The sequence below is a fragment of the Conyzicola sp. genome (assembly GCF_057073975.1).
The window spans coordinates 1-11,551 of sequence record NZ_JBXMIS010000091.1 but is presented as its reverse complement, the minus strand read 5'-3'; the positions used below and the strand labels follow the sequence as shown (position 1 = coordinate 11,551).

Genomic DNA, 11,551 nt, shown 5'->3' with positions numbered 1-11,551 from the left:
AATCCGGGCACGAGGAGTCCGGTCTCGATGTTGTAGGCGAGGATGTTGTTGCGGGTGACGGTGTTGGTGCCGGGGGCGGATCCGGCTGGGCGTGCGGTGGTGAACTTGCCGACCGCGTAGACGATGTTGCCGACCACCGTCTGCGCCCACACGACACCGTTGATCTGCGGTGCCGGCAGGCCGTCGGCGGCAACGGTCACGGGCGTTGACGGTGACGGGGGGAGGGTGTCGGCGGCCTCGGGCAGGGCGGTGCCCGCGGCCACCAGAGCTAGTGCGGCGAGGACTGCCGCGATCCGGCGGGGGAGGCGGATGATGGCAGTCATAGCGATCTCAGCTCTCGTCTTCGTGTGTCGGTCGCCACGGTGACCGGTCGTGAGCCCTGTCCGGCCAGCCGAAGCGCAAGGGTTTCGTATCCGTCGGCCACCGCATCCCACTCATAGAGTCGGCGGGCGCGTTCGCGCAGCCGGGCCCCGTTCGCAATGCTCTCCGCGGGAGACGCCTCCGCCTCCGCGATGCGAAGAGCGACCGACTGCGGGTCGGTGAAGTAGGTCGCCGTCGTTCCCGCGACCTCACGGTTGAAGCCGACATCCCACGCGATGACCTGGGTGCCTGCGCCCATGGCGCGCAGCAGCGAGGGGTTGGTGCCCCCCACGGAGTGGCCGTGCACATACGACAGCGCGTTGGCGTAGAGCTCGTCGAGCAGCTCCTGGTCGAAGATGCCGCCGAGTAGGCGGATGCGGGCGTCTCCGCTTGCGATCGCGGCGATTCGCGCGGAGTGCGCCGCCGCATACGGGGCGCTGCCGACGACGACGAGAGGCAGCTGCGCATTGCTCTGCGCATAGCCCTCAACGATCAGGTCGACGTGGTTCTCCGGCTCGAACCGCGCGACGACAAGGTGGTATCCACCGAGATCGAGGCCGAAATGGCGGATGCGCTCGCTCGTCGAGTGCTCGATGACGGGCGCACCATAGGCCAGCAGCTCCGTCTCGGCGGCGTACTGCGTGCGGTAGTAGTCGGCGATGCCGCTGGCGTCGGCGATGAGGGCATCGGCGGTGCGCACGGCGTGCGACTCCGCCCACCGGTAGTAGCGGCGACCTGCTCCGCTCCACTTGTCGCGCTTCCACTCGAGGCCGTCGACGTGTACGGCGACCGGTATGCCGAGTCGGCGCAGCGAGGGCACGAACGGCGCATTCGCGGCGTTGAAGACGAACGCCACCTGCGGTCGAACGCCCCGCGCGACATGCAGCACAGAGAGGGCCGTGTGGCTGAGAGTCTCCGCCGACTTCAGCCGCACGGCTGGCAGGTGCACGAGCTTCATGCCGCGCCACTGCGCGCGCTGGGCGTCGGGGGTTGTGCGGCAGTACACGACGACCTCGTGACCTCGGTTCGCGAGGCGCGCGCCGATCTCCTCGACGGCCGTCTCGAATCCGCCGTAGGCAGCGGGCACGCCACGGGTGCCGATCATGGCGATCCGCAGGCCGTTCGTGCCGGTCATCAGAACGCCCCCTGCGGAGATCGCACCTCGCGGAGGGTGCGCCACATGATGACGACATCGCCGACGAGCGACCAGTTCTCGACGTAGAAGAGGTCGAGCTTGACGCTCTCCTCCCAATCGAGCGTCGAGCGCCCGTTCACCTGCCACATGCCGGTGAGACCGGGCCGGATGTAGAGGCGGCGGTGCACGTGATCCTCGTAGTCCATGACCTCGCGGGGCAGGGGCGGCCGAGGGCCAACCACGCTCATGTCGCCGACCACGATGTTCCACAGCTGCGGGAGCTCGTCGAGCGAGTGGCGACGGATGAACCGCCCGACCCGGGTGATGCGCGGATCCTGGCGCAGCTTGAACAGCGCGCCCGCGCCCTCGTTCACGTCGCGAAGGGCCGAGAGGCGCTCCTCTGCGTCCACGACCATCGATCGGAACTTGAGCATCGTGAAAAGCGTTCCGTCTCGACCGACCCGCTGCTGCCGAAACAGCACGGGACCAGGGCTGTCGAGTCGCACGACCACGGCGACGGCGAGGAGAAGGGGGGCGAGCACTACGATCGCGGTCAGGGCGACCACCACGTCGAAGGCACGCTTCAGCGCGTGACGCCCGCCCTCGAACTGCGGGATCTCCACGTGGATGAGGGGCAGTCCCTCCACGGGGCGGAGGTGGATGCGGGGCCCGGCCACGTTCGCCAGGCTCGTCGCGAGAATGAGGTCTGTCGACATCCCTTCCAGAGCCCACGAGAGCTGGCGCACGTAGTCCGGCCTGTTGTGCGGCGTGCCGGCGATGATCACGGCGTCGGCACCGAGCATGGACACCGTCGACGGCACTTCGTCGAGATTGTTCGAGACCGGGATGGCACTGCGGCCGAACTCCCGGCCGTCGAGGTCGTCATCCGCGATGACCGCGCCGACGACCGCGTAGGCGATGCCGAGCTTGCTGCGGATCTGGTCGATGACGTACTCGACGTCGGTGCGTTCCCCCACCACGACGACCCGCGACAGGGCCGCGCCGTCGAGGCTGCGGTTGGCGAGCCACTTGCGCCAGATCCATCGCTCGACGACGAGCCCGACCAGGCCGAGGGGGAAGGCGAGAATGAAGAAGAAGCGCGCCCGGTCGACCTCGGCGACCGCGACCGCGATGCCGACGATGCCGAAGGTCATGGTGCTCGCGCTCACCACCCGGCGGTACTCCGTGACGCCAACGCACAGCACCCGGGATTCCTGGGTGCGGTACACCCACAGGGCGCCGATCCAGCCGACGCAGATGACTGCGAGCAGGGCGACCACCTGGGGCGCCGACGCGATCCGACCGGGCACGGCGGCTGCGCTGGCGATAACCACAGCTGTCAGCACGACCGCCCCGTCGCTCCACACCAGTCGCGAACGGAAGTCGCGGGTGATGGCCGGACCGGAGTCGGCAGCGTGGAGAGCACGACTTCGCACCGGATGCGTGCGACGCACGGCGGCGACGGCAGGAGCGATCGCAACTGCCTGGTTCGCGGCAACGCCGGGGGATGCAACTTCGAAGTCGTTCATCAATATCCTGGTGGAGGGCAGGTATGTGAATATGCCGTCGGGAAGTGCGGCAGTCGACCGGGAAGTTGTCGTATTCGAGGGCTTGTGCCCCGTACGGGGGTGCGGGGTAGTAGAACAGAAAGTATCCCTCGCACAATAACGTCAGTACCCCCAGTTCGGGGGGGTAGACGGATTTGTCGAGAAAACTACAATTCGATGGCCCTTCGGCCCCCGTAGCCTTGGGTAACCATGGTCGTCGCCCTCCTGATCGCTGCCGCGGCGGTCGCCCATGCGACGTGGAATCTGTCGATGAAGCGCGCTGGCGTGAGTGGAGCGGTCGTCCTCTGGCTGGCCTTCATGGTCGGTGTTGTGCTCTTCGCGCCCCTCGGAGTCGCCTCGATCCGTGACGCCGGCGCCGGGTGGCTATGGCTCTCCCTCGTGAGCGGTTCCCTGCAGATCGCCTACTTCTACCTGCTGCAGTTTGCCTATCGACGCGGGGATGTCTCCGTGGTCTATCCATTGGCTCGCGGCACGGGGCCGCTGCTCAGCGTCATCCTGGCGATCATCCTGCTCGGCGAGCGCCCCGGCATCCTCGCTCTCGCCGGTGCTGTCGTCGTCATCGCCGGCGTTGTCGTCATCGGCCTGGCGGGCGGGCGCGAGCACGCAGTCGTCAATCGACCGGGAGTGCTCGCCGGGCTTGCCGTCGGTGTGGTCATCGCCGTGTACACGCTGTGGGACTCGAATGCCGTCATCAACGGAGGGATGCCGCCCCTCGGCTACTACTGGGCACTCGTCGCTGCAGCGCTGCTGCTCACCCCCGCGGTCGTGCGGCACCGCACAGACGTGCTGCCGACCATCCGCCGGCACTGGCGGGTCGTGGCTGTCGTTGGCGTGCTCTCGCCCGCCGCCTACGTGCTGATCCTGTTCGCGGTGCAGCTCGCGCCCGTGTCGATCGTCGCCCCCGCGCGCGAGGTCAGTGTCGTGCTCGTCGGCCTCGCCGGCTGGCTGCTGTTTCGCGAGCCGCACCCGGTGCAGCGCCTCATCGGCGCGGCAATCGTGCTTGTTGGAGTCGGACTGCTCGCTCTTTGACTAAACTCGGCTGTGTGATTAGCGACGTACTGGCCGAAGCCAAAGACAAGATGGACAAGGCGATCGAGGCGGCGAAGGAAGACTTCTCGACCGTTCGCACGGGTCGCGCCAACCCGCTCCTGTTCCAGAAGATCCTCGTCGACTACTACGGAACCCCGACGCCACTCGGCCAGCTCGCCTCGATGCAGAACCCAGAGGCCCGCATGCTCGTCGTCACCCCGTACGACAAGGCGGCACTCAAAGAGATCGAGAAGGCCATCGTCGCCGCACCGAACCTCGGGGCCAACGTCGGCAACGACGGCGAGATCGTGCGTGTCACCCTCCCCGAGATGACGGAGGAGCGCCGCCGCGAGTTCGTCAAGCTCGTTCGAGACAAGGGCGAGCAGTCGCGCGTGTCGCTGCGCAACATCCGTCGCAAGGCCAAAGACGACCTCGATGCTCTCAAGGCGGAGGTGGGGGAGGACGACCTCGCCCGTGCAGAGAAAGAGCTCGACGCCTCGACCAAGGCGCACGTCGATCTCATCGACGAGGCGCTGAAGCGCAAAGAAGCCGAACTGCTCGAGGTCTGAGTGAGCGAGCCCGGCGACACCAGCTCACGGCCTCATCAGCGACCGTCTCGGGCTGACATCGAGGCGAAGGCGCACGATATCGAAGCGCAGGTTCGCGCCACGAACGACATGATCAACGAGCGCACCGGGCGCCCGATCGTGCTCGCTATCGTGGTCGGCGTCGCCCTCGGTGCCGCGCTCCTGGTGAGTCTCCTCGTCATCAAAGACCTGTTCGTCATCTTCGCCGGATTCCTCATCCTCGTCGCCTCGCTCGAGCTCGCCACCGCGCTCCGCGTAGCCGGACGAGACGTACCGCGCGTGCCGGTGATCGTCGGCGCCGTTCTCGTCGTGCCAGCCTCGTTCTACGCGATCGACCCCTCCCGTGGCCTCAGCAACGAGGCGGGGCACTGGCTGTCCACCATGGTCGCCATCGTTCTCGTCGTCGTCTGGCGACTCGCGGAGCAACTGATTCCGTCGCGGCGGGCTGCGGAATCCTCGATGGTTCGCGACCTCGGCGCCGGGGCGTTCATCGTGCTCTACACGATCTTCCTTCCCAGCTTCTTCGTGCTGCTCGTCGCCCAGGAGAACGGGCAGTGGTGGGCCCTCGCGGCCCTCATCATCGTGGTCTCCGTTGACACCGGGGCATACGCGAGCGGCCTCACGTTCGGCAAGAACAAGATGGTGCCGTCGATCAGCCCCAACAAGACGTGGGAGGGCTTTGCCGGCTCGGTGGCCGCTGCCGTGATCGCCGGCATCCTGCTCGCCATCCTCATGCTGCAGCAGCCATGGTGGGTCGGGGTCATCATGGGACTCACCATCGTGCTGACCGCCACGGTCGGAGACCTCACCGAGTCGTTGATCAAGCGCGACCTCGGCGTGAAGGACATCAGCACCTGGCTTCCGGGGCACGGCGGTCTGCTCGACCGACTCGACTCCGCGCTGCCGTCTGCTGCGGCCGCTTACGCGCTGTTCATCGTCTTCACCTAATCCACGAATTACTTAGGGCAGGATAGTTTCGTGAGCAATACGTTTCCCCGCACTCGCCGCTCCCGACGCGGCTATACGGTCGCCGAGGTCGAGGACTTCCTGCAGGAGGCCCGCACGGCATACTCCGCGCCGATGACCGCGAACACCGGACTCGACGCCAAGGCGATCCGCACCATCGCCTTCTCCTTCGAGAAGGGCGGCTATTCCACTGCCCACGTGGATGCCGCCCTCGAGCGCCTCGAAGACGCCTTCGCCACGCGAGAGCGCGAGCGCGCCTTCTCGCAGCCGGGCGGCGACGCCGCCTGGTATGGCCAGGCGAGGACCACCGCCCAGGTCATCCTCGACCGGCTCGACCGCGACCACGGACACCGGTTCGCGCGGGTCGGCCTGCTGAGTGCTGGCTACAACGTGCGCGACGTCGACGCGCTCGGAGACCGCCTCGCCGACTACTTCCAGAAGGGCACTCCGCTCAGCGTCGACGAGGTCAGATCAGCGGTTTTCCGGGGCTCGAACGGTGGGTACAACGAGACTCAGGTCGACCTTCTGCTCGACACTGTTGTCAACGTCATGCTCGCCGTCCGCTGACCATCTGCTCGTCTTCCGCGGATTGTCAGCACTGATCGGCTAAAATCGTCGCTCGTGGGCAAACGTCGCAGCACCATCGCACTCCCGCCGGTGCAGCGCACGGGTCTTGGAAGCGTCGAGGCACGCCACGTTCGGTCCGCCTGGTCTCTGCCGAGCTTCGCCTTCCTCGCGAGTGCGACCTTCGTTCTCGCCGCCGCAATCGACCCGACCGCGGCCTTCGCTCTCAGTGGCGAACCGGTGCAGGTGAGCGCTCCCGGACTCGTTTCCGACCCGCATCAGACGGTGACGGCGGGCGAGGCCGTGCTGGCCGTCGACCGTGGCCAGTACGCCATCACCAAGATTCAGGCGTCCGCCCCGATGGTCGGGAAGCCAGACCCCGGCACGGCCAAGGCGATTGCCTACGAGATGGTGCTGGCCCGTGGGTGGGACGACGCACAGTACGCCTGCCTCGTGTCCCTCTGGGAGCGGGAGTCGCACTGGAACGTCAACGCGCACAATGCGAGAAGCGGTGCCCACGGCATCCCGCAGGCGCTCCCGGGGGTCAAGATGGCGACCGTCGCGGCCGACTGGGAGACCAACCCGGCGACGCAGATCACGTGGGGTCTCGGGTACATCGCGGGTCGCTATGTGAATCCGTGTGGCGCCTGGACCTCATCGGAGCAACGGGGCTGGTACTAGATGCCGCGCTCCAACCGTCCTCGCGGTCGCCAGCCATCGGCCGCTGAGGAGATCGATCTGGCGCGAGTGCTCGCGGGCCGACTTCACATCGAGCAGAAGCGCGACGGCAGCTGGAACGTGCAGCCGCTCTCCGCCACCTCGGCGATGAAGCCGTACACCTGCCCCGGCTGCAGCCTCGAGGTTGCTCCGGGCGTTGCGCATATCGTCGCATGGCGGGCGGACGGGCTCATGGGCGCAGAGGACGACCTCGCTGCGCGTCGGCACTGGCACTCGCACTGCTGGGCGATTCGCCGGTGAGAGGCACGAAGGCATGAGCGAGCAGATCCGCGGCGGCACAGAGCTGCCGGCCATTCGAGAAGACATCGAGCTCCACACTGACGACGGGTTGACGCTCGTCGGCGAGCTCGCGCTCCCGCTCGAGCGCCGGCCCGTGGCGACGATCGTCGCACTGCACCCGCTGCCGACCGCGGGCGGCTTCATGGACTCGCACATCATCCGCAAGGCTGCCGCCCGGCTTCCGGCACTGGCTGATCTCGCCGTGCTGCGCTTCAACTTTCGCGGCACCCGGTCGCCGCGTGGAATCTCCGGCGGCGAGTTCGGCGACGGCATCGCCGAACGGTACGACCTCGCGGCAGCCATGAGCTTCGTGGCAGAGCGCGGTCTTCCGAACCCGTGGCTAGTCGGCTGGTCGTTCGGCACGGAGGTGCTGCTCAAGCACGGCCTCGCCCACCCGATTGCGGGTGCGATCCTGCTCTCGCCGCCGCTTCATCGCACGACGGATGCCGAGATCGCCGCGTGGGCCGGCAGCGGAATTCCTATGACGGCCCTCATTCCAGAGCTCGACGACTTCCTGACACCGGCCGCAGCGCGCGAGCGCTTCGCGTCACTGCCAGAGCTCGACCTCGTCGCTGTCGAGGGCGGAAAGCACCTGTGGGTTGGCGAGGCGCAGACCTACCGCGTGCTCAGCGAGATCGTCGCACGCATGAACCCGGCAGCGCTACCGCTGCCCACGGAGTACTGAGGCTCAGATCTCGTTCTGCCTCGGCACGATGACCTCTCGGATGATCAGCTGCACCGCCGCGGCCACCGGGATGGCGATGAGGGCGCCGAGGATGCCGAGCAGTGTTCCACCGACGAGGGCCGCGATCACGACGACCACTCCTGGCACCTTGACGGCCCGAGCCATGATGCGCGGGTTGAGCACGTAGGCCTCGACCTGCATGTAGACGAGGTACCAGGCGCCGACCACGATGGTCGCAGCGATGTCGAAGTCATTGAACAGCAGCACGCTGAGCACGATGATGACCGAGGCGGAGAGCGTGCCGACGAGAGGAATCAAGGATCCGAGGAAGGCGATGAAGGCGAGCAGTGCCGCGTACTTGATCTCGCCGACGAAGATCGGGAATATGAACGTGAGCAGCACGAATGAGAGCACGCCGTTGCACAGGGCGAGGCTCACCTGCCCGATGACATAGCGCCCGACGGAGTCGCTGATCTGCTCCGCGAGGTCGATGAACTGCGACCGGCGCGAGGCAGGCACAAGCTGGTACGCGCCGCGTTTGATGCTGCTGAGGGACGCGGTGAAGTAGATCACGAGGATCATCACGATGATCGCGCCGAACACACCGCTGGCGATGCCCGCTCCCGCCCCGAGGATGGCGGCGGTGATGGCATCGGCATTGGCACCGAACCAGTCGGTGACGTAGCCGGCGACGTCCTCGATCGGGAACCACGGCAGGTTCTGGCGAACCCAGTCGACGTAGGTGTCGTTCTCGATCGCCGGACCGACATTGTCCTGGATCTGCGTGACGAGGTTGGAGATCTGCTCGACGATGACCGGGATGAGCGCCAGCACGAGTCCGGCGAAGATGCCGAGCACGCCGACGAGGGCGATGAGGATTGCCACCGGGCGCTTGACCCGGTGCTTCTCCAGCCACGTGACGAGCGGGTCGAGGCCGAGGGCGAGGAAGACCGCAGCCCCGACGTAGGTGAGGATGGTGGCGAGGTTGCCGACAGCCTGCCCGATGACGATGGCTACGAGCACCCCGAGCCCTGCGAAAAGGGCGGTCCGGAACGGGTTCTGGATCTTCATCGGGTGCCCTCTCGGCGCTCGGTGGTCGTGGCTGTCGTCGAGACGGGCCTACTGGTTGTCGGAATGCACCTTCTCTGCCTGCGAGAGTACCCCGCGAAGGCTCTCGAAGTAGCCAGCCACGGCCTCGCGCTCGAGTCGAATCTGCGCGAGGCGATCCTCGGCCTCCGCGACGAGGGCGGCGGTGTGCTTCTCTGCATCGGCAACGAGGGTGCGTGCTCGCGCCTCGGCGTTCGACAGGATCTCCGCCGCCGTGTCCTTCGCGGTGCCGGTGAGCTCCTGCGCGGCGGCGCGAGAGCTGTCTTCCAGGTGGGCGGCCTCGGCGCGGGTGGCCGCAGCGCGGGCGTTCGCCTGCTCGAGCTCTGACTGGGCGACGGTGAGGTACTTCTGCAGCTGCGCCGCGGCATCCTGTTGGCGGGCGAGGAACTCCTTCTCCGCCTCGTCGCCGCGCACCTTGAGCTCAGCCTCGAGGTCGAGTCGCGCCTGATGCGCGTCCCGCTCGAGCTTCGTGCGGGTCTCTGCCGTCTCGTGGGCAAGCTGCGCGCGAACGGTCTCTGTCTCGTGAGCGAGCTCTGCGCGCTGGCGCTCGATATCGCGCGCGACGTCGGCTCGCTGCTTCTCGACGTCGAGGTGCAGTGCGTTGCGCGTCTCCGCGATCTCCGCGTTGAGCGCATTGCGTGCGCTGGCAGTCTCTGCCTCCAGGGCGATGCGGGCGTTCGCCGTCTCTGTCTCGAGGGCGTTGCGTGCCGCCGTCGTCTCAGCCTCGAGGGCGTTGCGTGTGCGTGCTGCATCGGCATCGAGGGCGGCCTTCGTCTTGGCCGCCTCTGAACGGATGCGCGACTGGGCTTCCTCTGTCTCTGCAGCGAGGGCAGCGTTGGCGGCCTCCGTCTCTGCCGCGAGTCGCGCCTCAGCCTCTGCGGTGTCGGCAGCGAACTTGGCCGCAGCCGCAGTGGTCTCGGCGTCGAAGGCGGCGCGTGCTGCAGCCATCTCTGCCTCGAATCTGGCGCGATCGGCAGCCGACTCGTCGGCGAATCGCCCGGTGGCCTTCTCGATCTCGCGGGCGAGGTCGGTGCGGCCCTGCTCGATGTCGCGCTCGAGGTCGCCGCGCAGGCGTGCGTTCTCCGCCTCGTAGTCAGCGCGGCCCTTCTCGGCGTCGCGGGCGAGTTGAGCGGCCGCATCGCGTGCCTCAGCCACCTCTCGGTTGGCTGCAGAGGTGAGTTCTGCCGCCTGGCTCTCGGCCTCTGCACGGATGGCGGCCGCCTCGCGCTTGGCGATCGCGCGTGCCTCTGCCGCCTCGGTGGCCACGGCTCCACGGATGGCGGCCGCCTCATCCGTCGCCTCTCGCACGAGCACCTCTGCCTCGGTGCGGCTGCGCGAGGTCAGGGTCTCGGCCTCATACCGCGCATCGGCGAGCAGCTGCTGCGCGCGCGCCTCGGCCTCGGCGACGACGCGCTGCGCTGCCTCCGTCGACTCTGTGGCAAGACGCTGCGCCTCTGCCTGCATAGAGGTGCGCAGCTTCTCTGCGTCGATGTCGGCCTGGCTGATGAGGCGGGTCGCCTGCTCCTCTGCGACACGAAGCGTGTTCTCCAGCTTGGTACCGAGGCCGCTGTAGGTCGGAGTGCCCGTCTCGTCGAGCTCTGCCTGCAGGTCTTCTGCGACGGCCGAGATGCGCTTGGCCTCTTTAAGGGCCTCGGCGCGGTCGGTGTTGGCCTTGATGAGCTCGCGCCGGAGTTCCTGGATGGCGGCATCGACGGCGTCCTTCTTATAGCCGCGAAGCTCCGTACCGAAATCCTCGTCGTCAGCAGCCACAGTGTCTCCTTGTCGATGAACGAACCCTCCGAGTTTAGTGGTGATGCTCATTGGCCTCGGATTCCATTGCCAGAACCTTCACAGTCCCCTGGTTAGGCCGCAAAAGTGGCCATCGGCTATTCTTGAACGTCTTTGCTGTCGCCGTCCCGCGAGCACCCGCTCGCGAGAACCGCCCACTGCGCGCTCATGTAGCGGGGGCGGATTCCGGCCATTGGGCCGTTCGGGCGACACGAAAGGAGCAACTACATGCGGCTTGTGCTCGCAATAATCAGCTTTGCCCTCGCGGCCCTCATGATGGGCTACGGAATCGCCCAACGAACCATCCTCGCTGGTGACGACCACCTCACTGCGACGGTCGAGACCACGAGCGACGCCCCCATCACCATCATCGACGGTGCTGTGCTCAACAGCTTCGACCGAAAGCAGACCGTCACGGTCAGCGGCGCCGAGTCGAACTTCGCCGCCTACGGGCGCACGAGCGACGTCATGGCGTGGGTCGGCGACGCCAGCTACAACAGCATCGCCTTCGACCCGGAGGCCAAGAAGCTGACGTCCGAACTCATTGAGGGCACAGAGTCGGAGGTTCCCGACCCGTCGGGCTCCGATCTCTGGGTGGCCGACTTCCGCGAGGACACGTCGCTCGACTTCACGATCAACGTTCCAGAGGACATCTCGCTCATCATCGTCGCCGACGGCATCGAGCCGGCACCGTCTGATGTCAGCGTCACCTGGCTGCTCGACAACTCCACGCCGTGGGCATTCC

General features: G+C 67.1%; 12 protein-coding genes and 1 pseudogene. 8 read left to right on the top strand and 5 right to left on the bottom strand.

Annotation, left to right across the window (positions count from 1 at the left end):
* From AC14A7_RS08275 to AC14A7_RS08265, 3 genes are all read right to left on the bottom strand, one after another.
* The coding region (locus tag AC14A7_RS08275) for an immunoglobulin domain-containing protein (protein WP_484008053.1) at positions 1-323 on the bottom strand (323 nt) is incomplete at its 3' end.
* Positions 320-1,495 (bottom strand): DUF1972 domain-containing protein, encoded by a 1,176-nt coding sequence (locus tag AC14A7_RS08270; RefSeq protein ID WP_484008051.1) that lies wholly within the window; start codon positions 1,493-1,495, stop codon positions 320-322. The genes AC14A7_RS08270 and AC14A7_RS08275, both read right to left, overlap by 4 nt.
* Positions 1,495-3,024 (bottom strand): sugar transferase, encoded by a 1,530-nt coding sequence (locus AC14A7_RS08265; RefSeq protein ID WP_484008049.1) that lies wholly within the window; start codon positions 3,022-3,024, stop codon positions 1,495-1,497. The genes AC14A7_RS08270 and AC14A7_RS08265 overlap by 1 nt, the downstream gene beginning before the upstream one ends.
* Positions 3,025-3,252: 228 nt before the next feature.
* On the opposite strand from AC14A7_RS08265, the gene AC14A7_RS08260 reads away from it, so the two are divergent.
* The 7 genes from AC14A7_RS08260 (at position 3,253) to AC14A7_RS08230 (ending at position 7,911) form a co-directional block, all read left to right on the top strand.
* Positions 3,253-4,092, top strand: coding sequence for an EamA family transporter (locus tag AC14A7_RS08260; RefSeq protein WP_484008047.1), 840 nt, complete (start codon positions 3,253-3,255; stop codon positions 4,090-4,092).
* A gap of 14 nt (positions 4,093-4,106) precedes the next feature.
* Positions 4,107-4,661, top strand: a complete 555-nt coding sequence (gene frr, locus AC14A7_RS08255) for a ribosome recycling factor (protein WP_484008045.1) — start codon at positions 4,107-4,109, stop codon at positions 4,659-4,661.
* A gap of 108 nt (positions 4,662-4,769) precedes the next feature.
* Entirely contained in the window at positions 4,770-5,627 is an 858-nt protein-coding gene (locus tag AC14A7_RS08250; protein WP_484008043.1) for a phosphatidate cytidylyltransferase, read from the top strand.
* A gap of 30 nt (positions 5,628-5,657) precedes the next feature.
* Entirely contained in the window at positions 5,658-6,212 is a 555-nt protein-coding gene (locus tag AC14A7_RS08245) for a DivIVA domain-containing protein (protein WP_484008041.1), read from the top strand.
* Positions 6,213-6,266: 54 nt separating this feature from the next.
* A complete protein-coding gene (locus tag AC14A7_RS08240) occupies positions 6,267-6,890 on the top strand; it encodes an aggregation-promoting factor C-terminal-like domain-containing protein (protein WP_484008039.1) in 624 nt (207 codons plus the stop codon).
* Positions 6,891-7,187 (top strand): hypothetical protein, encoded by a 297-nt coding sequence (locus tag AC14A7_RS08235; protein ID WP_484008037.1) that lies wholly within the window; start codon positions 6,891-6,893, stop codon positions 7,185-7,187.
* A 13-nt stretch (positions 7,188-7,200) separates the two neighbouring features.
* Entirely contained in the window at positions 7,201-7,911 is a 711-nt protein-coding gene (locus tag AC14A7_RS08230; RefSeq protein ID WP_484008035.1) for an alpha/beta hydrolase, read from the top strand.
* 3 nt (positions 7,912-7,914) lie between these two features.
* Here AC14A7_RS08230 and AC14A7_RS08225 read toward each other — a convergent pair whose 3' ends face one another.
* Both AC14A7_RS08225 and AC14A7_RS08220 read right to left on the bottom strand, forming a co-directional pair.
* Positions 7,915-8,982, bottom strand: a complete 1,068-nt coding sequence (locus AC14A7_RS08225; RefSeq protein ID WP_484008033.1) for an AI-2E family transporter — start codon at positions 8,980-8,982, stop codon at positions 7,915-7,917.
* Between the two features lie 48 nt (positions 8,983-9,030).
* Positions 9,031-10,788: a coiled-coil domain-containing protein gene (locus AC14A7_RS08220; protein WP_484008031.1), complete on the bottom strand. Its 1,758-nt coding sequence runs from the start codon at positions 10,786-10,788 to the stop codon at positions 9,031-9,033.
* 246 nt (positions 10,789-11,034) lie between these two features.
* On the opposite strand from AC14A7_RS08220, the pseudogene AC14A7_RS08215 reads away from it, so the two are divergent.
* A pseudogene (locus AC14A7_RS08215) lies at positions 11,035-11,551 on the top strand (glycosyl transferase); the annotation flags it as partial.